Here is a 20,149-nt window from a genome sequence, read left to right as displayed (position 1 = left end):
ATCTCTCGCTATTAAGCTATTGTCAAGGCGTCGTTCCCGTTTAAGGGGTAAGCCGCATCCGGTCGCGCGGAAACGCGGAAGCTTCGCGCACGTTCGACTGGCCGAGCAGACGCGAGGTGAGGCGCTCGAGACCTATGGCGAATCCGCCGTGCGGCGGCATGCCGTAACGGAAAACATCGAGATAGCCCGTAAAGTGGTCCGGGTTCATTCCCCGGCCGCGGATCGAGGCGACGAGCTCGTCGTAGTCGTGAATGCGCTGGCCGCCGGTCGTAATTTCGAGACCGTTGCAGAGCAGGTCGAACGAAGCGGTGAGCGCGCTGTCTTCGGGAGCGGGCTTCGCGTACATCGGGCGAATGTCCCGCGGATAACGGGTGACAAACACGAACGAAGGCTTGCCCTTCTCGGCTACATGCTGGCAAAGGAGCCGTTCTCCCTCCGGGTCGAGGTCGCCCTTGGGGGACGTTTTGCCGTACGTTCGTTCGAGGATGCGCTGAGCTTCCGCTATCGGAATCCGCGGGATGTCGGACGGTAGAGCGAGGTCCACGCCGAGCAGGGCCAGCTCCGACTCGCATTCGGCCGCCACCTTCTCCAGCATGGATCCGAGCAGCTCCTGCTCCAAATCCATCAGCTCTTCCTCCGAGCGGATAAAGCTCATCTCGACGTCAAGCGACACGTACTCGTTCAGATGGCGGGAGGTGTTGTGCTCCTCCGCCCGGTAAACGGGAGCGATCTCGAATACCCGCTCATAGCCGGCGCCGACCATCATCTGCTTGTAAAATTGCGGCGACTGCGCCAAATACGCCTGCCGGCCGAAATAATCGACGGGAAACAGGTTCGAGCCGCCTTCGGTGCCGGAGGCCACGATTTTCGGCGTGAAAATTTGCGTGAACTCGCGCCGGCGCAACCCTTCGCGGAACGCTCCCGCCAAAGCGGACTGGATGCGGAACGTCGCATGCAGGCGGGGATGCCGTAGCGCAATCACCCGATGGTCCAGTACCGTATCGAGCCTCGCGGCAATCGTCTCTTTGTTAATTTCGAAGGGCAGCGGCGCGGCGGCGCTGATGCAGCGCAGCTCGCGGGCGTGAATTTCGACCCCGCCCGGAGCTTTCGGCGAAAGGGAAGCCGTGCCGGTAACGGTAACGACCGATTCCGGATTCGGCAGCGCTGCGGCGAGCTCGCCTTCCAGGACGCACTGCACGACTCCGCTCCTGTCGCGTACTTGTACGAAGGCAAGCCGGCCGAGATGGCGAATGCTGCGGACCCAGCCGCTGACGGTTACGGGATGTCCGGCGTGTTCAGGGACGCGGGAGCAAAGCACACGGACTTGCTGCTGCGAATGAGTTTCCATGAGTAAACACTCCTCTTATTCAATTGGTTGTTGCATGCAATGAAGTTGTTGTTGTCATCGTCATCATCATCGTCGCCATCGTCCATGTGCATCACCTCCTTATAGGTCCCCCAAAAAGTGAAGAGCAGCTCTGAAGCGTATTTCTAATACTTTTTGGGGAGCCCCGAAAACCTGGTCCCCCAAAAGTGAAGAAAAGCTACAATAAAAACAGAAAAACCCCATCCCTGATAGGGACGAGGTTGAAAACTCGCGGTACCACCCTGATTATCGCGCTTGCGGCGCAATCGGCTCAAACCCCGTAACGCGGGGAAGGCGTCCGCGCCTACTGGCTCGCGGGAAGCAAGCGTTCAGGCGGAACTCGCCGGTGTCGTTCTCCGGCCGCCGCCGCCATCCTCCCAGCCTAGGGACGGCTCTCTGTGCGCAGCTTGCTCCGGGTACTGCTCCGGTTCATCGTTTTAGTTGTTTCTCCTATAGTATTCACAACATTCGCATTTGTCAAACTATTTTTTGGAGGAGTCGCTGCTCTGATCGCCATCCTTGTTTGAACAAATGCTAGATAAACCGACTTTGCTCTGCTATGATAAATGTGTGATTTGTATCCTTTAGTTTCATTTTGTTTCGTTTGTTGTCGAGTTTGATTATTAAGAGCAAATTGAAAAACATAGGAGGCTACCCATGACCATCGTCCAACAACCGTTTATGACCCGAAGCTTAAGCTCGCTGGAAAAAGTATTTGCCGATGAGCCTCTGCAGGCAGAAGGCTATACGCGCGCATCCGCGCTTCGTGGGGAAACGTTTTCATATCAAGTGGCGTACCGCAGCGAGCGGCTCGCCAAACATCTGAAGCTGCGCGTCGAATCGGACCTTGCTTCCCGCGTGACCGTAAGAACGGTCGGGCTCGTGCCGGCCGAAATGCCGATTTACCACGATCACGACGACAACGTGCTGCGCTCCGAGCCGGGCTTGTATCCTGACCCGCTTATGCCGCTCACCGAATCCGAGGGCGTAACCGGCTATCCGAAGCAGTGGCGCTCGGTGTGGGTGACGGTAGATTTGGACGGCGATGTAGCTCCGGGAACGTACCCGATTACACTCGTATTTCTGAACCCGAACGATCAAGAGCTGTCCCGCGAAACGTTCGAGCTGGATGTGCTGGCCCTGGAGCTGCCGAAGCAGAAGCTGATCCATACGGAGTGGTTCCATACGGACTGCCTTGCTACCTACTACGAGGTAGAAGTATTCAGTGAACGTTACTGGGAGATCGTCGAGCACTACGTGAACACGGCTGTCCGCCACGGCATCAACATGCTGCTGACCCCGCTGTTTACACCGCCGCTCGATACGCAGGTGGGCGGGGAGCGGCCGACCGTCCAGCTTGTGGATGTGGAGAAGTCCGGGTCCGAATACCGGTTCGGCTTTGATAAATTAAAACGTTGGGTCGACATGTGCGACCGCTGCGGCGTGGTATACTTCGAGATGTCCCATCTGTTCACGCAGTGGGGCGCCAAGCACGCTCCCAAGATCGTTGCCGCGGAGAACGGCGAAACGAAGCGGATTTTTGGCTGGGATACGGATGCGACGGGAGACGAATACAAAAGCTTCCTGGGGCAGTTTTTACCGCAGCTGGTCGGTTTTATAAAACAGAACGGCCTTTCGGACCGGGTATATTTCCACGTATCCGACGAGCCGCATACGGACCATCTGCCGTGGTACGAAAGCGCCAGCAGCTGGCTGAAGCAGTTTGTCGGAGAATTTCCAACCATCGACGCGCTGTCCAGCTATCAATTTTACGAGAAGGGGCTTGTGCCGAATCCGATTCCGGCCAGCAATCATATTCAGCCGTTTCTCGACGGCGGCGTGCCGGACCTGTGGACCTATTACTGCTGCTCGCAGTACAAAAAGGTGGCCAACCGGTTCATGTGTATGCCGTCCGCCCGCAACCGGGTACTCGGCTTGCAGCTGTACAAGTTCCGGATCGCCGGCTTCCTGCATTGGGGGTACAATTTCTGGTACGCCCAATATTCGCGCTTCCCGATCGATCCTTACCGCAATACGGATGCGAACTTTGCGTTCCCGGCGGGCGACCCGTTCGTCGTTTACCCCGGCGCGGACGGAAAGCCGGTCGAGTCGCTCCGCTTCGAAGTGTTCCGCGAAGCGCTCCAGGATTTGCGCGCATTGACGCTGCTCGAATCGCTCATCGGCCGGGAGAAGACGGTCGCCTTGATCGAGGAAGGGGCGGAAGCTCCGATTACGTTCGACGTGTATCCGCAGGATGCGGCATGGCTGCTTGCTTGCCGCGAACGGATCAATGCGGCTATTCGTGCGAACTCGGCGGTATAATAGCCAGATTCGCCAACTTTTTGAGCGATCCGGCATGGACTCGCCGTGCCTACTTATGTTTAGATGGAAACGAATACTACTAAACGAGGTGAGCGAGTTATGGGTTCCTGCAAAGTCGGGATTCAATTGTATACGCTTCGCGATGAAACGTCCAAAGATTTCGCGGGTGCGCTGCGCAAAGTAGCGGAAGCCGGATTCGCCGGTGTCGAATTTGCCGGGTACGGCGGTATGGAGGCGGGCAAGCTCAAGGAGCTGCTGGACGAGCTGGGAATCGTGTCGCTTGGCAGCCATGTCGGCATCGCTCGTCTGCGCGAAGCGCTGGATGAGGAGATCGCGTTTAATAAAACGATCGGCAGCAAATATATCGTATGCCCGGGACTCGGCAAGGAGTATCGGGACAGCGAGCAGGCGTGGAAAGAAACGTTCGCGCTGCTGGAGCAAATCGGCCGCAAATGCGGCGAAGCCGGACTCGTGTTCGGCTACCACAACCATTCGTTCGAATTCCAGGATCAGGTGGACGGAGGCACGGCGTTTGACGCTTTGTTCGCCGCCGCTTCCGCGGATAGCGTGAAGGTGGAGCTCGATGCTTGCTGGGCTTATGTCGCGGGCTACGACCCGGTGGAATACCTCGGCAAATACAGCGGCCGCGTTCCGCTCGTGCACTTCAAGGACGTACGCCGCGGGGAAGACGACAAATGGCTGACAGTGGAGCTTGGCACCGGCGAAGTGAATCTGAATGCCATTGCCGAAGCCGCGGCTGCCGCTGGCACCGAATGGCTGATCTACGAGCAGGATAACACCCAGAATGCACCGTTCGTCGCCATGGCGAACAGCATGAAGTGGATCAAGGAAAACGGGCTGGTATAATAGCCCGAAGGTGCAGTCCAAGAGCCGTATACCGGCTCCAGACGCAACAATAGACCGTTTCGGCCGTTAGGCAGCTTTCCGAAACCAAATACCGCCGCTTGGCAGACAAGGTCTGCACGAGCAGCGGTAGTACCGGAAAGCGTCTAATGGCTGAAGCGGTCTTTCCTTTGGCTCCAAAAAGAAGGCGGCCTCGTTGCGGCACGCAAGTGCGAGCCAGTCGAATCAGGACCTCACGGATGTATCTGCATCCGCAGCCGGAAAGCTCTGGCCCAGCATTTGCTGCTGATATCGTTTCGGGGAGATGCCATAGTGCGCCCGGAACATACGGTGGAAATACGAGTAGCTGCTGAAGCCGGACAGCTCGGCGATCTGCTCGAGCGACATCGGACTGTACAGCATTCGCTCCTTTGCGATGGAGAGGCGGATTTGCAGCGCATATTGCATGATGCTCTGACCGAAGCAGGTCTTGAACAGGTGGACGGCCCGAGATGGACTGAGCCCGACGCTGCGGGCGACGTCTTCCAGCTTGAACGCCCCGGGCGCGTGCTCCTCTACATAATTGCGCATCCGTTGGGCGAGGAACGATCGAGTTCCGCCGCCGGGGGCCGTATGCTCGGTCATTTCCCGGTCAACGGTTATGCAGAAGATGCGCATATAATAATCGGCGATTTGCTTGTACTTTCGTTTGCCGCGGTAATGCTCGAGCACGATTTGCCGGCAAATCGAAAGGACGTTGTCGTGCAGCGGGATATTCACGATCGTCGGCCGTCGCCGCTGCTCCCACCACTCGTCAAGCCACGATCCGCGGCAAAAAAAGTAGTAGTCGCCGCTTGCGACCGCCATCTCGCCGGACGGCTGAAGCTCGGGTTCGACGCGAAGCTCATACGGATCGCCGGGCTTGAATAACATCAGATCGCCTGCCTCCACCGACCGCAGCTCCCCGTCGATGAATGCTTTGCAGCGGCCCTCGGACTGGAAGCGGATTAAATATTGGGGGAGTACCGGCTGGGTGGACACGAACGGCTTCGTATGGTAGGAGTAGCCGGCGGCGAGCACTTCGCAATCCAATTGCATTCACTTCCTCGTTATTCGTATAGGGACGGGCTTTGCCCCATTATAGCATAATGAATTACCTCCACTTAACTTCAAAATGATTGCCATGCGGCGGCGGATTGGGGTGGGGGCCTGATCTTTTTTCAGCTATGAAGAAACGAAACGGCGTTATTGGGCGTACTATGGGGAGATAAGAAACTGTTTTTGCCAAATTTGAATAAAGTTCTTTACAGGTTTTCGTATATCTCCTATAATCCTAGTATGATTATCGGGATTGTTGGTCATGGAGGCGTAACACGATGGAGATGGATTGGGGCATTTCGCTCCTGGGGCTGCTTGTCGGCTTTCTTGTCGGGCTGACCGGGGTGGGGGGCGCTTCACTGCTGACGCCGATTCTCGTGCTGGTCGGCATTCAGCCGACGCTCGCGGTAGGCACCGACTTGTTCTATAACTCGATCACGAAGCTGTTCGGGACGATTCAGCATATGCGCCAGAAAACGGTTGAAATGAAGCTCGTCTTGTACTTGGCGGCAGGCAGCATCCCGGGAGCGATCATTTCCATTGCCGCACTGCATCAATTCGAAGCATTGTATCATCGGCAGGAGCAGATTGTCCGCACGGCGCTTGGCTTCATGCTCATCATAGTAGCTGCGCTCACGCTAGCCAAGCTTTTGTTTGACCGTAAAGGCAAGGAGAATCGGATCCAGCAGAAGCCGCTCGAGCAAAAAAAGGCGATTACGGTACTTATCGGCTTCGTACTCGGTTTTATCGTCGGGCTGACCTCGATCGGTTCCGGTTCGCTGTTCGCTATCGCGCTTTTGTACTTGTACCGTATCTCCTCTGCAAGACTAGTCGGCACGGATATCGCCCACGCGCTGCTGCTCGTAACGGCTGCAGGCTTCCTGCACGCCAGCTATGGCAATGTTGATTATATGCTCGCCTTCAAGCTTCTGATCGGCTCCGTTCCGGGCGTATGGATCGGCAGCTCGTTAAGCGCGAAAGTGCCGGTGAAACCGCTTCGCGCCATTATGGCATCGCTCATCCTGATCAGCGGCATCAAGCTGCTGTAGTGCGGGAACCCAGGTCTGGGCAACTTGCAAAAAAACCTTCGATTTTTTCGCTGCCGGGTAGCAGCCGAGAAATCGAAGGTTTTTTGTTAGCCTAAGCATGCTCACCCCATTTCAGGGGTGCATGCTGGCTTGGATAAACGAAAATAAGAGTCTCTGAGGACTGTTATTTTCATTGGTTGCATGGTGACTTTAGAATAACAGCCTCTGGAGACTTTTATTATACGCTGAAATCGTTTTACGTGAAGGTTTGGATGGGAATAAGCGGCCTCGAAGCCTTCTATTTTTTTCAAAAAGACGATTGGTAGGCGAAATAAGAGTCCGAAACGGCTGCTATCTATTTGCAAAAGCCGGTAACCGGCCAAGGAGACGCGGTTTGCAAACATGCCCTTGTACCGAGAGAAATCAGTTTTTTTGCGCCGCCGGATCGATCGCTCCGCTCACGAAGCCGCCGCTTTGCTGCAGCAGCTCGCCTGCCTCCGCGCGGTTTACGCCCGCAAGGATCATGACGATCGCCGTTTTCACATGGCCGCCCGCGAGCAGGTAAGCTTCGTCGACCTGCTCCTGCGAAGCGCCGGTTGCCATGCGGATGATGCGCTTGGCCCGGTACACGAGCTTCTCGTTCGTAGGCTGAAGATCGACCATCAGGTTGCCGTACACTTTGCCGATCCGGATCATCGCCGTCGTCGTCAGCATATTCAGTACAAGCTTCTGGGCGGTGCCCGCCTTCATCCGGGTCGAACCAAGAATGACCTCGGGACCGACGACCGCTTCGATCATCAGATCGGCGATGCCGACCATCGGCGTATTATGGTTGTTGCAGAGGCCGACGACGGAAGCGCCGAGTGTTTTGGCGCGCTTCATGGCGCCGAGCACGTAAGGCGTTCGGCCGCTGGTGGCGATGCCGACGACAGTGTCGTTTTGACCGATCTGATGCTCATCCATATCGGAGGCGCCGAGCTCAGCATTGTCTTCGGCTCCTTCGACGGCGTCCTTTACCGCACGGAAGCCGCCCGCGATCAAACCTTGCACCATCGCCGGATTCGTTCCGAACGTCGGCGGGCATTCGCTGGCATCGAGAATGCCGAGGCGGCCGCTCGTGCCCGCTCCGACATAAAACAGCCTTCCGCCGTTTTGAAACGAACGGATGATCAGATCGGCGGACGCGGCGATTTGCGGCGTCAAGGCGGTAAGCGCCTCGGCGATCAAACGGTCTTCGTTGTTGATCAGCTTCACGATCTCTTCTGTAGGCAGACGGTCTATATGTTTCGTCCGTTCGTTCATCTGTTCCGTAGTCAGTTGATTCAGTAGATTGCTCATATCAGGATGACCCCTTTGGTTGGTTTTGTCGCAATTGCCGCCAAGCCAGAAGCGCTGCGCCATAGGCCGGCTCCCTCGCAGAAGGGTGAATGCGGACGTGCGGCGCGTGAAGCTGCAAGTTGTGCCGGAACCTGTCTCCGAACGACTTCGAATAACGGAAGATCGAGCCGGTAGTGACGAGATCGCAGCTCTCGAACCAAGCGTCCTTGCGCACGAGCGCGGCAGCCGCATCGGCGAGATCGTTAGCCGAGGCTTCCAATATCGCTCTGGCGGTGCGATCGCCTTGTTCGTCTGCCCGTATGCACAGCTCCGCGAATTTCGCAATGTCGTGTTTTTTCAGATGCGGCTGGTAAATATAAGTACGAAGGTCGGTAACGGCTTTGAAGCCGTAAGCTTCGACAATCCTCGAAGCAAGAGAAGTCGGGGGCTCGATTCCGTCGTGACTTCGCATCGCAGCCCGCAGCGTACGTATGCCAATATCATACCCGCTTCCTTCGTCTCCGAGCAGGTGGCCCCAGCCGCCTACGCGATACTTTTGGCGCGTGCCGGTAAGCCCGAAAACGATCGAGCCGGTGCCGGATATAGCGATAATGCCGCGGTCGTCGGAGAGCGTCGCCATCAAGGCGATCTGGGCGTCGTTGTTCATGAATGTATCGAATACAAGGCTGTGTTCATTGCGGTACGTTTCCATAAACTGAAGGAACCGGCTTCGTTCTTCATCGGTGTCTACCCCGGCCAGTCCGAGGCAGATCGCGGCGCATGTCATGCCGGCCGTTTCCGGAAGCGAAAATACCCGGTCCAGCAGCTGGCTCATATGAAGCGTCGCCCGCTCGAACGTGACGGCGTGGGGATTCGTCGATTCGACTGCCAAACCGCCCCATTCACGGCCATCCTCCGCCAGCAGAAGAGCTTCCGTCTTCGTGCCGCCTCCATCGATCCCAATGACGTATCGCAAACTTGTTCACCTGCTCTTATATGGTATTTAGCATATGCACGTAAAAAAATACCGTCTTCTGCATGAACCCCGATGACTTGAATGACATCTCCGGATTACTCCGAACTTAATCCTAATCTTACATAAAGTATAAGGGAATGTGAAAGGTTTGTAAAATAAAATTTATTGATATTAATTTATTGTTGAAATATTATTTCTTGGGCGCTATAATAATCTCCAGATGGCCCGGGCAGATCCATCAGTCAGCAATTCGTCCATTATAGCAAGCGGGTTTCGGGCGGCTCACAGGGCTTGGAAGAAAACGTTTTCGAAAAAATCGTGCAAGGCGGTGCGCCGAATCGGCCTGCCTTTACTTTCACGCGAAACATTCTCTGAATAACAAGCTGCTCTTGTTGCAAACTAATGGAAACTGCCGAAGCTACATCATCATCTAAGGGGGAACAAAGCAATGAAATATGGCAAGTGGTTATCCATTGGGATGGTAGCCGTAATCGCAACCGTTACGGCTGCATGCGGTAAAGCGGCAGAAACGCCAAATGCAGGGGGAACAGACAATCAGAGCAGCGCGCCCGATACGGTGAAGGTTTGGACTTATCCGGTTCACGGCAAGTACGAGGACGATATCAAGCTGCTCGTCGCTGACTTCAACAAAACGTATCCGAACATTAAAGTCGAATATGAAGTGATGTCCTGGGCCGAAGGTCCGAAAAAATTCGACGTTGCGCTTAACGCAGGCAATCCGCCCGATCTGTATTTCGGTGGCATGAACGGTCAATATGTGAGCACGGGTCTGGCTTTGCCGATCGACAGCTACTTGACCGACGACATCAAAAAAGACTTTTTGCCGGGCACGCTCGATACGATGAAGTTCGGCGGCAAACAGTACGGCATGCCGCTGTACCAGTCGCTGTGGGGCTGGGGAGCGAACAAACGCATCCTCGAAGAAGCAGGCGTCGACTACAAAAAAATCCAGGAAAACGGCTGGACATGGGACGAGTTCCTCGAAGCCGCCAAAAAGCTGAACAAAAAACTGCCTGACGGCAACACCCAATACGCGCTCGTTACCGACGGCACGTCGCTCGACTTTTTGGATATGATTACCCGCAACGCCGGCCTGGTCGACGCAGTCGACGAAAAAGGCAACTTCATCTGGAACGACAGCAAAATTGCAGATGCGGTTACTTTCATTAATAAGCTGGTCAAAGACGGCATTTTGCCGAAGGAAACGGTCGCCCTTCAGCCGGCGAAACGTTCGGAAATGTTCTACGCCGGACAAGCGGCGATTATCAGCAAAGCGATTCCTTACTATGACGTGATGATCGCAAACCGCAACAAGGATATCGACTCCGGCAAAGTGCAAGGCGAGAAAATCGAATACATCCAGCTTCCGGTTCCGCATTCCGCTTCCGTTAAAGGTTACGGCGTAACGACCGGCGGCGGGGAAGGCTACATCGCCTTCACGCAAAAAGGCGCGAACAACGAGCAGCACAAGAAGAATGTATTCCTCGTGATGGAAGCTTTGAGCGGCGCCCAAGCGGGTAACTCGGCTAACGAGCTGGCTCTGCCGTTCGTGCGCACATCGCAAGCGAAAGCTTTCGAAGGCAAAGGCCTCGCGAAAGAAATCAACTTCACGGTTTCCAAAAAAATGCGCGAAAGCCTCGCTCCGCAAGTGGCGCTGAGCATCGACGTGGACAAAGCGGCGAAGCTGAAGCAATACCGCGAGCAAGTGGAGAAGCCGGTATTCCAGGCGCTGCTCGCAGGCGAGAAAACGCCGGAAGCCGCTGTGGAAGAACTGAAATCGAAAGGCCAGCAAATGCTGCGCTAATTGAAAAAAACGAGCGTGTGGGAGACGCCCTGTATGGCAGCATATGGGGCGTTTCTCGTAACGCGCCGAAAAGGAATACGCATCAGTAAGTAGCTCCACTTTTTGGGGTGGAGTAGTGGGGGCTGATTTTCCGGGGTCCCCGAAAAGTACTAGGAATCGGCACCAAGAGTAAACTTCACTTTTTGGGGTGGGGTATGGGGGCTCCCCCAAAAGTATTCGGAATAAGCTGCGAAGCTTGTCTTCACTTTTGGGGGACCATTTAGGAGGATAGTGATGGAGAATAAATCGGTCGGAGTAATGCCGGGACCGAAAGCGCCGAACACGAAATTCGTTCAGTTTTGGAAAGATTACGGCTGGGCGTATCTGTTCATTTTAGCCCCGGTGCTGCTGTTTTTGCTGTTTACGTTTTATCCGGTCATTTCGGCCTTTATGATGAGCTTTCAAAAATATAACGTCATGCAGTCCAAATGGATCGGGTTCGACAACTATGCCTACATGATCAAGGACAACGTATTTTGGAAATCGATCAAAAATACGGTCATTTTCACCATCGGCACGGTGCCGCTTAATATCGCCATCACGTTCATTTTGGCGTTTTTCATCTTCCAGATGAAAACCGGCTGGCAAACGTTCTTCAAAGCTTCGTTATACTTACCGGCCGTAGCGTCCGGCGTTACGATCTCGCTCGTCTGGCTGGCAATTTTCGACCCGACTTCGTCCGGTCTGATGAACCGGCTGATCGGCATGTTCGGTCTGGACCCGGTCGTTTGGCTCGGGCAGTCGAACATTGCGCTGTACTCGCTCATGCTGATGAACATTCTCGGAGCGCACGGCAGCGGCATTATCCTGTACCTTGCGGCCATGGGCGGCATTCCGAAGTCGCTGTATGAGGCGGCGGATATCGATCATGCCAGCGGCTGGGCGAAATTCACCAAAATTACGTGGCCGCTGCTCAAGCCGACGACGCTGTATCTGATGGTCACAGGTGTTATTACGTCGTTCCAGGTGTTCATAAGTGTGTACTTGATGACCTCCGGCGGTCCGAACTACGCCACGACGACGATCGCTTACCTGATCTACCAGTCGGCGTTTAACTTCTACGATTTCGGTCTTGCCTCGGCGCAGTCGTTCGTGCTGGCGGGCATTATCATTCTCGTATCGGTCATCCAGTTCAAATATTTTTCGTCGGACATCGAATATTAAGGAGGCGGTCGCTATGTCCAAGCAAGCCAAAGTCGTTTTAATTAGCATCGCGGCGGCCGTTCTGATGTTATGGGTCGTAATTACGATCATCCCGCTGTACTGGATGATTATCGGTTCGTTCCAGGATTCGCAATCGTCGGCTTCTTTCCGGCCGCAAATGTGGCCGACCATCTGGTCGCTCGCGCCTTATGAACGGTTCTTTACGAAAACGAACGCGCTTCGCTGGTTGTTCAACTCTTTGTTCATCTCTACGATTGTAACGGTCACCAACGTCTTTTTCGCTTCCCTTTCCGGATATGCGTTCGCCAAGCTGAAATTTCCGGGACGCAATACCATCTTCTGGGTACTGCTCAGCACGATGATGATTCCGGCCCAAGTTACGCTAATTCCGCTATACGTTCTGGTCATCAACGTTTTGGACCTGGCCAACACGTATACCGCTGTTATATTGCCGTCGATCGTAACGGTAGGCAACATTTTCTTGATGAAGCAGTACATGTCCACCTTGCCGACGTCGCTCATTCATGCGGCGCGCATCGATGCGTGCAGCGAGTTCGGCATTTTCCGCAAAATCATATTGCCGATGGCGAAGCCGGGTCTTGCCGTTCTGGCGATTTTCACCTTCGTGGCCACCTGGAACGATTTCTTCTGGCCGCTGCTCGTCACCCAGACGGACCCGATGCGAACGATTCAGGTCGGTCTGGCCAGCTTCCGTTTCGCGGAAGCGACGGACTACGGCGCGATTATGGCCGGCGCTACGATCGGCGCGCTGCCGATGATGGTTTTGTTTTTCTCGCTGCAAAAATATTTCCTGCAAGGCATTACGATCGGAGCGGTCAAGGGCTAATCGCAGTTTAGAAGGGAGCAACAAGCTATGGCACAAGTTGAATTTAAAAATGTAGTCAAGGAATATCACGACGAAAAGCGCGGAACGTTCACGGCCGTGTCCAATTCGAACTTCGTCATTCAGGATAAAGAGTTTGTCGTTTTCGTAGGTCCGTCCGGCTGCGGCAAAACGACGTCGCTGCGGATGATCGCCGGTCTCGAAACCCAATCGAGCGGAGATATTGTTATCGGCGACCGGATCGTCAACAACCTGCACCCGAAAGACCGCGACATCGCGATGGTGTTTCAGGACTATGCGCTGTACCCGCATATGACAATTAAGGAAAACTTGTCGTTCGGGCTGAGAAACTTGAAACGTCCGAAGGACGAAATCGAGAAAAAAGTGATGGAAGCTTCGAACATTCTCGGGCTGACCGAAATGCTCGACCGCAAGCCGAAGGAACTCAGCGGCGGGCAGCGCCAGCGTGTGGCGGTAGGCCGCGCGATCGTGCGCGACCCGCAAGTGTTCCTGTTTGACGAGCCGCTGTCGAACCTGGACGCGAAGCTGCGGATCCAGATGCGCGTCGAGCTGTCCGAGCTGCATAAGCGCCTCGGCGCGACGATCGTTTACGTAACCCACGACCAGGTGGAGGCGATGACGCTCGGCGAGCGGATCATCGTTATGAACAAAGGCCGCGTGCAGCAGATCGCTTCGCCGTCCGTTCTGTACAACCAGCCGCAAAATATGTTCGTCGCCGGCTTCATCGGCTCCCCGGCCATGAACTTTATGGACGCAACCGTCGAGGGCGGCAAGGTGCATCTGGAAGGCGCCTCGTTTGCGCTGACGGAAGCGATGGTTAAGGCGCTGAAGGCGTATGAAGGCAAAAAAGTAACGCTCGGCGTCCGTCCGGAGCATATTTACGACGAAGTGTTCGCGGAGAAAATGTCTGTCGCGAAAATAAACGCGATGAATGCGACCGTGCAGGTAATCGAGCATCTGGGTGCGGAAACGCTGCTTTACTTCCGTGTCGGCGCCCGGATGGTCACTGCTCGCGTCAATCCGGAAACGGATGTGCGGATTGGCCAAAACATGACGTTCATTTTCGACCAAAACAAAATGCATTTCTTCGATCCGGAAACGGAAGAGCGGATCATCGTTTAATGGGAACGGGGCGGTTTGGGAATGTTCGGAACGAGGCGATACGGTGAGATAAACCGATAAACGCCTGCCGTCGGTTTTTCCGATCCGCCTTTGTCCATACCGATTACGAAGTCCAGTTACTCGCGCGAAGGGAGAATCGCAATGCGCAAATTAAGCTATGTAGTCGTCCAGTCCGCCAAGCGAGTGTACGAGGATATTGTGCCCGTCGCGCTGCTCAGCATCGTCGGAGCGCTCGTGCTCGTTCCGTTCGTATTTTTCATCCCGATCGGCATCTCGCTGTTTTTGCTGCCGTTTATTTTTGTTCCGCTTTGCGCGGGGGCGCTGTATGCTAGCCATCGGACGAAAACCGGCGGGCGGATGAAGGTGCGGGAGCTGTTTGCGGGTGCGGCGAAGTTTTTTCTCCCGTCGGCGGTGCTTGCTTTGGTTTACTCGCTCTTTATTCTCATTATCGTGTCGACGTGGTGGTATTACGGGGGCAAAAGCGGTACGCTGCACCTCGCCGTCGCCATTTTCCAAACGTATTTCGTAGCGATGGTGTTCGTTTCGCAGCTTTACGCGCTTCCGCTGATTGTACAGGAGCGGATCGGCGTATTTGCCGCCATCGGTCGCAGCGTCAAGCTGTTTCTCCGCCATCCCGGCTATACGATCGGAGCGTTCGTGCAGCTCATCAGCTTGTCCGCGCTGCTCGGCATTACGGTCGTCGGCTTCGGCTGTCTGTTCCTCGGCATGTATGGCATCTTCTCCAACCTGGTTACGGCCAATGTGCTGGCGGGACCGGAACAAGAAGAGGACGGCGAGAGCGGATCGCCGCAAAAAAGCGAGGAAGGAACGCGCCCGGGCGAGCGTTTTGAAGCCGCCTCGGCGATTGGACGTTAAGCGGAGCAGCCAACATAGAAAAACAGCAAGAAACGCTAACCGCTCGAACTTGTTCGGCGGTTTTTGTTCTAGGATGCATACTACAGGGAGAAGAGGTTGAATGGACGATGAATGAAACGACTCAGCCAGCTTTATCCGCGATGACTCTACGGCAAAAGATCGGGCAAATGATTCATTGCGGCTTCCACGGCTACGAAGCGGGTGAGGATATTGCACGCCTCATCCGGGAGCGCCATATCGGCGGCGTTATCCTGTTCGCCCGCAATGTGCGGGACGTCCGCCAAGTGGCGGCGCTGAACGCAAATTTGCAGCGGATCGCGCTGGAGGCGGGACTGTCGCCGCTGACGATCGCGATCGACCAGGAAGGCGGGATGGTCGCCCGTTTGACCGAAGGCGTCGCACTGATGCCGGGCAATATGGCAATCGCCGCAGGGGGAGAAGCGCAAGCGGCTTACGACGCGGCGCGGGTAACCGGCGACGAGCTGCGTGCGCTTGGCGTAAACTTGAACTATGCGCCCGTGCTCGATGTGAACGTTAATCTGAACAACCCGGTGATCGGGGTGCGTTCCTACGGCGAATCGCCGGAGCTTGTCGCCGGGTACGGCGTTCAGGCCGTCCGCGGCTTGCAGGAAGCGGCCGTGAGCGCGACGGCGAAGCATTTTCCCGGCCACGGCGATACGGACGTCGATTCCCATCTCGACCTGCCGACGATTGCGCACGGACGGGAGCGCATTTACGGCGTGGAGCTCGTGCCGTTCCGCCGCGCGATTGAAGCCGGCATCGACGCGATTATGTCGTCGCATATTTATTTTCCGGCTTTCGAGGCGGAGAAGCTGCCGGTAACGCTGTCCCGCTCCGTACTGACGGGACTGCTGCGCGAGGAGCTTGGCTTTGACGGCGTCATCATGACCGACTGTATGGAGATGAAGGCGATCGCCGATCATTACGGCACGGTTGCTGCTGCCGTTATGGCGGTCGAGGCGGGAGCCGACTGCGTGCTGATCAGCCACCGCCACGACTTGCAGGAGGGCGCGATCGAAGCGATCGCCGCCGCCGTCGAAGCGGGCCGAATCAGCGAAGCGCGCATCGACGAGTCGGTGACGCGCCTGCTCGCGATGAAGCGGAAGCGCGGCGTGACGGCCGAGTCGGTGACGACGGCTGCGAGCGAGGCGTTCCGGCGCGTCGGCAGCCGCGAGCATCGCGACATTGCGCAGCGCATCAGCGAAGCGGGCGTGACGCTCGTCAAGGCGGAAGCGGACGCGCTGCCTTTGCGCCGCGAGCGGACGCTCGTCGTGAGCGTGCTGGCGTCGGCGGTGTCCGAGGTCGACGAGTCGGTTGACCTGCCGGTGACGCTCGGACAGGCTATAGCCGCGCTGGGCGTGCCGGTGGAGGAGCGTACGGTAGCGCTGGACCGGGTCGGAGACGAGGCGGAGGAGCTGGTCCGCAGCGCTGCGGGATTCGCGCAGGTCGTCGTCGGTACGTACAATGCCTCTTTCCGTCCTGATCAATCTGCGCTTATTCGTAGTATGCTGGAAGCAGGAGTTCAGCCGGTTGTCGTCGCGCTGCGCAACCCTTATGACATCTCGGCGTTTCCGGAAGTGCCCGCCTATGTGGCGGCTTATGAATCGCGGCCGCTTGCGCTGCAATCCGCAGCGAAGGTTCTGGCCGGGCAAATCGAAGCGAAGGGCCGTACGCCGGTGACAATATCCGCTGCATATCCGGTCGGATCGGGGAGGAACAAGCCATGATTGCAAACGTCGTAAGCAAGGAGAGCCGGCTCATCGTCGGCTTGATGTCCGGCACTTCGCTGGATGGGGTTGACGCGGCCGTGGTGAAGGTTAGCGGCAAAGGGCTGGAGACAAAGGCGGAGCTCGTCGGATTTACGTCGACGCCGTATGACGACAAGCTGCGCGAGAAGCTGAAGGAGCTTTGCAGCGTCGAACATTCGGACGTGGCCAAAGTTTGCGGCATGAACTTTTACATCGCGGAAGTGTTTGCGGAAGCCGCGCTTAAGGCAGCCAAGGAAGCCGGGCTGTCGCCGGACGACATCGACCTAATCAGCTCGCACGGGCAAACCGTATGGCATATTCCGGTGGCGGATGCTGCCGATTGGTCGCTTGTGCGCTCGACGCTACAGATCGGCGACATTTCGGTGATAGCCAAACGGACCGGCAAGCCGGTCGTAGGCGACTACCGCACCGCCGATATGGCGGTCGGAGGCCAAGGCGCTCCGCTCGTGCCATATGCCGATTTCATTTTGTTCCGCGACGAGAAGATCGGGCGCATTTTGCAAAATATCGGCGGCATCGGCAACTGCACGGCCATTCCGGCGGGCGGGCTGCCGGAGCAGATCATCGCCTTCGATACGGGGCCGGGCAATATGCTGATCGACCAGGCCGTCTATACGCTGTCGGGCGGAGCGCGCAGCTATGACGACGGCGGGCAGTGGGCGAAGGAAGGCAGCGTCGACGAGGGGATCGTGGCGGAGATGATGAGCCATCCGTATTTCGCCATGCTGCCGCCGAAGACGACCGGCCGCGAGGTGTTTGGCAAAGCGTACGCGCAGTTGTGGATGGAGCGGATGAAGGAGCAAGGGCGGAGCGACGCGGATATTGTGGCGACGTTTACCGCATTTACGGCGCATTCGATTGCGCAGAGCTATCGCGACTTTGTGCTGCCCGCCGCTCCGGCGCGCGAGGTGATCGTATCCGGAGGCGGGGCGCATAACCGCACGCTGCTGGCGATGCTGGCCGGACTGCTGCCGGAGCAGACGATTACGACGTCCGACGCGCTCGGTCTTTCGAGCGATGCCAAGGAGGCGGTAGCGTTCGCGCTGTTTGCTAACAACTTCCTGTTCGGCTTGCCGAACAATTTGCCTTCGGCGACGGGTGCGCCGGTGCCGACAGTGATGGGCAAGCTGGCGCTGCCGGGGTAACGGTGTTGGCTGTGGCTTGATTATTGGTTGTAACAGGAGTTCTCCCGCTATTACCGCCGATTCGTAGGGGGCTCCTCAAAAGCCTCCGATAGCGGGAGGAATTCCATCTATTCTCTATAAACAACGGGTTTTCGAGAAATTAACATCAGGTTTTCCAGTTATTACATAACGGAGTTCCGGCCGTGCCGAGTGAGAATATAAAGGCGCAGCGCAGTATACCGCACCGAACGGACTCGGCTGAATGAAGCTGAGCTATCGGCGGAGCGAACGGCTGTGCTCGAACAATGGGAGGAACGGTTGATATGTCGATGGAAAAAATCCAGCCCGGCGCCACGGCTGCAAATATGGACGAACCAAAGCTGCGCGACGCTTTCCGGCTGCTCGATGACGCGGTAACACGCGGCGATACGCCGGGCGGGGTAGCGCTTATCGGGCGGCACGGCCGGATCGCGGGCCTGTACGCGACAGGAGCAGCTCATACTGCGGCGGTGGTGACGGACCACGCGGGAGAGGCCGTTATACCGGCCCGAACGGATACGATCTACGACTGCGCCTCGCTGACGAAGGTTGTGGCGACGCTGCCGCTGGTGCTTCAGCTCGTAGAGCGAGGACTTCTGCGGCTGAGCGACCCTGTAGCCGAGTATATCCCTGCGTTCGCGGCCGGTGGAAAAGAAGCGGTTACGGTCCGGCAGCTGCTGACGCACACGTCCGGCCTCATTTCCCATATCAACATGTACTCGCACGGATGGACGCCGGAGGAGATCAAGCAGCATGTGTTTTCCCGACCGCTCGACTACGAGCCTGGAACGAAAGCGGTGTACAGCGATCTCGGCTTCATCACGCTCGGCGAAATCGTATCGGTCTTGACGGGCGAGCCGCTTGATGCAGCTGCTGCCAAGTACGTATTTGCTCCGCTCGGCATGAACAATACGCGCTTCCTGCCGCTGGAGGCCGAGGGGCAACGTCCGCGTATTGCGGCGACCGAGTACAATGAGGCGCTCGGCAGACATAAATTAGGCGAGGTACACGACGAGAATGCCCTGGCGCTGGGCGGGGTGAGCGGGCATGCCGGCCTCTTCTCTACGGCGGAGGACTTGGCGAAGTATGCCGCCATGTGGCTCGCAGGCGGCCGCATCGGTGACACCGGCAGGCTGCTGAGCGAAGCGTCCGTCGCTGCGGCGACCCGCAGCTGCACGGACCAGCTGCCGGCAGCGCGAGGGCTCGGCTGGGTGCTGAAGGGCGATTCGTTCGACGCGTCCGGGGACCTGATGTCGCCCTCGTGTTACGGGCATACCGGGTTTACGGGAACGAGCATCTGGATGGACCCGGCGCTGGACTGTTTCGCCGTCTTGCTCACAAACCGGGTTCACTTCGGAAGGGAGAAATCCGTCGCCAGACTTCGGGGCTGCTTCCACAACGTAGTGGCGGCAGCGTGCCTGTAACCAGCGGATTCGTATAAATAATGGAGCGAGCTCGGGTTAACCGGGCTCCTTTTTCTATTCAGCACGTTGGGGGCGCCGGCCGATCGTGGTTCGAGTCGGTTGCGGTTACACGATTCTTTAGGGAGGAATGCAAGCCGCTTTCCCTCATGAGCTTTCCGACCAAACGCTCGGATACCGTCCAGCCCTCTTGCTGAAGGAGTTTCGTCAACCGCGGGCTCCCATACCGCTTGTTGGAGTCCAGAAACAGCCGCGTGATTCTCGCCAGCAGCAGCGCCCTGCGTTTCTTGTAGCTGTTCTCGTTAGCTTTGCTCTGAATCCATTTGTAATAGCCGCTCCTGGATACTGCAAAAACCTCGCACATCTTCTCCACTCGAAACTCGGAACGATGAGCTTCGATGAACTGGAATCTTACTTCTTTGGTTTGCTGAAGATGGGCACTGTCTTTTTTTACGATGGCCAGTTGCTCCTCCACTTCGGCGAGCTGCTGATCTTTGGCCGTTACCTCGAGCTCCTTCTCTTTGAGAAGCTGTTCTAATTCGCGGATTCTCTCTGCGCCTGGGACCGACTTATTCTCGAACTTACGATATTTGGCCTTCCATTGATACAAGGTGTTTAGCGGAATGTTGAGTTCATCCGCAATCTCCGGCAAGCTCTTCACCTGATCTTGCATATATTTCACCGTTTGCTGTTTAAATTCTTCGTTATACCGTCGTCGCTGTTCACCCAATGTGAATGCCTCCTTGTTAAGTTCATTATTCCTCTTCTCTTAACGGATGTCCACTTATTAAATTCTAACTCATTAGCACACTCACTTTTTGCAAAAGTAGAGGAAAAACATTTTTATACTCGGCGATTCAGGTCGCGGCCAGCGTAACCGTACTCGTAACGACTGAAGGAGCGCTGAGACGCGGTGACGATACCGAGTTGCACC

Annotated in this window: 16 protein-coding genes and 1 other annotated feature; of the genes, 11 read left to right on the top strand and 5 right to left on the bottom strand. The window is 56.4% G+C overall.

Annotated features, from left to right (window positions below; genetic code table 11):
• Positions 1 to 40: 40 nt before the first annotated feature.
• Positions 41 to 1,348, bottom strand: a complete 1,308-nt coding sequence (gene aspS, locus D7M11_RS07895) for an aspartate--tRNA(Asn) ligase (RefSeq protein ID WP_120746620.1) — start codon at positions 1,346 to 1,348, stop codon at positions 41 to 43.
• Positions 1,349 to 1,574: 226 nt separating this feature from the next.
• Positions 1,575 to 1,808, bottom strand: a binding site (T-box leader).
• Between the two features lie 215 nt (positions 1,809 to 2,023).
• Between aspS and D7M11_RS07890 the strand changes: the two genes are divergently transcribed.
• Together D7M11_RS07890 and D7M11_RS07885 are read left to right on the top strand one after the other, a co-directional pair.
• Positions 2,024 to 3,688, top strand: a complete 1,665-nt coding sequence (locus D7M11_RS07890; protein ID WP_120746619.1) for a DUF4091 domain-containing protein — start codon at positions 2,024 to 2,026, stop codon at positions 3,686 to 3,688.
• A gap of 99 nt (positions 3,689 to 3,787) precedes the next feature.
• On the top strand, positions 3,788 to 4,555 hold the full coding sequence (locus D7M11_RS07885; protein ID WP_120746618.1) for a sugar phosphate isomerase/epimerase family protein: 768 nt from the start codon (positions 3,788 to 3,790) through the stop codon (positions 4,553 to 4,555).
• Positions 4,556 to 4,777: 222 nt separating this feature from the next.
• On the opposite strand, the gene D7M11_RS07880 is transcribed toward D7M11_RS07885, so the two are convergent.
• Complete coding sequence (locus tag D7M11_RS07880; RefSeq protein WP_120746617.1) at positions 4,778 to 5,629, bottom strand: AraC family transcriptional regulator; 852 nt, start codon at positions 5,627 to 5,629, stop codon at positions 4,778 to 4,780.
• 284 nt (positions 5,630 to 5,913) lie between these two features.
• On the opposite strand from D7M11_RS07880, the gene D7M11_RS07875 reads away from it, so the two are divergent.
• Positions 5,914 to 6,678, top strand: coding sequence for a sulfite exporter TauE/SafE family protein (locus D7M11_RS07875; RefSeq protein WP_120746726.1), 765 nt, complete (start codon positions 5,914 to 5,916; stop codon positions 6,676 to 6,678).
• 402 nt (positions 6,679 to 7,080) lie between these two features.
• Here D7M11_RS07875 and murQ read toward each other — a convergent pair whose 3' ends face one another.
• Together murQ and D7M11_RS07865 are read right to left on the bottom strand one after the other, a co-directional pair.
• Entirely contained in the window at positions 7,081 to 7,995 is a 915-nt protein-coding gene (gene murQ, locus D7M11_RS07870; protein ID WP_120746616.1) for an N-acetylmuramic acid 6-phosphate etherase, read from the bottom strand.
• Between the two features lies 1 nt (position 7,996).
• Complete coding sequence (locus tag D7M11_RS07865) at positions 7,997 to 8,950, bottom strand: BadF/BadG/BcrA/BcrD ATPase family protein (RefSeq protein WP_120746615.1); 954 nt, start codon at positions 8,948 to 8,950, stop codon at positions 7,997 to 7,999.
• A 448-nt stretch (positions 8,951 to 9,398) separates the two neighbouring features.
• Here D7M11_RS07865 and D7M11_RS07860 point away from each other — a divergent pair, with 448 nt between their 5' ends.
• From D7M11_RS07860 to D7M11_RS07825, 8 genes are all read left to right on the top strand, one after another.
• The gene (locus D7M11_RS07860) at positions 9,399 to 10,775 is read left to right on the top strand and encodes an ABC transporter substrate-binding protein (protein ID WP_120746614.1); all 1,377 of its coding nucleotides are present in this window, start codon (positions 9,399 to 9,401) and stop codon (positions 10,773 to 10,775) included.
• A 297-nt stretch (positions 10,776 to 11,072) separates the two neighbouring features.
• Positions 11,073 to 11,978: a carbohydrate ABC transporter permease gene (locus tag D7M11_RS07855; protein WP_120746725.1), complete on the top strand. Its 906-nt coding sequence runs from the start codon at positions 11,073 to 11,075 to the stop codon at positions 11,976 to 11,978.
• A 13-nt stretch (positions 11,979 to 11,991) separates the two neighbouring features.
• Positions 11,992 to 12,825, top strand: a complete 834-nt coding sequence (locus D7M11_RS07850; RefSeq protein WP_120746613.1) for a carbohydrate ABC transporter permease — start codon at positions 11,992 to 11,994, stop codon at positions 12,823 to 12,825.
• Positions 12,826 to 12,852: 27 nt separating this feature from the next.
• Complete coding sequence (locus tag D7M11_RS07845) at positions 12,853 to 13,965, top strand: ABC transporter ATP-binding protein (protein ID WP_120746612.1); 1,113 nt, start codon at positions 12,853 to 12,855, stop codon at positions 13,963 to 13,965.
• A gap of 141 nt (positions 13,966 to 14,106) precedes the next feature.
• The gene (locus D7M11_RS07840) at positions 14,107 to 14,841 is read left to right on the top strand and encodes a DUF2189 domain-containing protein (protein WP_120746611.1); all 735 of its coding nucleotides are present in this window, start codon (positions 14,107 to 14,109) and stop codon (positions 14,839 to 14,841) included.
• A 107-nt stretch (positions 14,842 to 14,948) separates the two neighbouring features.
• Positions 14,949 to 16,589, top strand: coding sequence for a beta-N-acetylhexosaminidase (gene nagZ / locus D7M11_RS07835; RefSeq protein ID WP_120746610.1), 1,641 nt, complete (start codon positions 14,949 to 14,951; stop codon positions 16,587 to 16,589).
• Positions 16,586 to 17,776 (top strand): anhydro-N-acetylmuramic acid kinase, encoded by a 1,191-nt coding sequence (locus D7M11_RS07830; RefSeq protein ID WP_120746609.1) that lies wholly within the window; start codon positions 16,586 to 16,588, stop codon positions 17,774 to 17,776. The genes nagZ and D7M11_RS07830 overlap by 4 nt, the downstream gene beginning before the upstream one ends.
• Before the next feature lie 302 nt (positions 17,777 to 18,078).
• Entirely contained in the window at positions 18,079 to 19,218 is a 1,140-nt protein-coding gene (locus tag D7M11_RS07825; RefSeq protein ID WP_240040998.1) for a serine hydrolase domain-containing protein, read from the top strand.
• A 58-nt stretch (positions 19,219 to 19,276) separates the two neighbouring features.
• On the opposite strand, the gene D7M11_RS37265 is transcribed toward D7M11_RS07825, so the two are convergent.
• Positions 19,277 to 19,945: an IS3 family transposase gene (locus D7M11_RS37265; protein ID WP_120746608.1), complete on the bottom strand. Its 669-nt coding sequence runs from the start codon at positions 19,943 to 19,945 to the stop codon at positions 19,277 to 19,279.
• Between the last annotated feature and the right edge of the window lie 204 nt (positions 19,946 to 20,149).

The sequence above is a fragment of the Paenibacillus ginsengarvi genome, assembly GCF_003626695.1.
Lineage (GTDB): Bacteria > Bacillota > Bacilli > Paenibacillales > NBRC-103111 > Paenibacillus_AB > Paenibacillus_AB ginsengarvi.
This window is presented reverse-complemented; position numbering and strand designations above follow the sequence as displayed.

Bases quoted from the DNA above. Each gene is read 5' to 3' on its own strand.
- aspS (WP_120746620.1), bottom strand. From the start codon at position 1,348: ATGGAAACTCATTCGCAGCAGCAAGTCCGTGTGCTTTGCTCCCGCGTC.
- D7M11_RS07890 (WP_120746619.1), top strand. From the start codon at position 2,024: ATGACCATCGTCCAACAACCGTTTATGACCCGAAGCTTAAGCTCGCTG.
- D7M11_RS07885 (WP_120746618.1), top strand. From the start codon at position 3,788: ATGGGTTCCTGCAAAGTCGGGATTCAATTGTATACGCTTCGCGATGAA.
- D7M11_RS07880 (WP_120746617.1), bottom strand. From the start codon at position 5,629: ATGCAATTGGATTGCGAAGTGCTCGCCGCCGGCTACTCCTACCATACG.
- D7M11_RS07875 (WP_120746726.1), top strand. From the start codon at position 5,914: ATGGATTGGGGCATTTCGCTCCTGGGGCTGCTTGTCGGCTTTCTTGTC.
- murQ (WP_120746616.1), bottom strand. From the start codon at position 7,995: ATGAGCAATCTACTGAATCAACTGACTACGGAACAGATGAACGAACGG.
- D7M11_RS07860 (WP_120746614.1), top strand. From the start codon at position 9,399: ATGAAATATGGCAAGTGGTTATCCATTGGGATGGTAGCCGTAATCGCA.
- D7M11_RS07855 (WP_120746725.1), top strand. From the start codon at position 11,073: ATGCCGGGACCGAAAGCGCCGAACACGAAATTCGTTCAGTTTTGGAAA.
- D7M11_RS07850 (WP_120746613.1), top strand. From the start codon at position 11,992: ATGTCCAAGCAAGCCAAAGTCGTTTTAATTAGCATCGCGGCGGCCGTT.
- D7M11_RS07845 (WP_120746612.1), top strand. From the start codon at position 12,853: ATGGCACAAGTTGAATTTAAAAATGTAGTCAAGGAATATCACGACGAA.
- D7M11_RS07840 (WP_120746611.1), top strand. From the start codon at position 14,107: ATGCGCAAATTAAGCTATGTAGTCGTCCAGTCCGCCAAGCGAGTGTAC.
- nagZ (WP_120746610.1), top strand. From the start codon at position 14,949: ATGAATGAAACGACTCAGCCAGCTTTATCCGCGATGACTCTACGGCAA.
- D7M11_RS07830 (WP_120746609.1), top strand. From the start codon at position 16,586: ATGATTGCAAACGTCGTAAGCAAGGAGAGCCGGCTCATCGTCGGCTTG.
- D7M11_RS07825 (WP_240040998.1), top strand. From the start codon at position 18,079: ATGTCGATGGAAAAAATCCAGCCCGGCGCCACGGCTGCAAATATGGAC.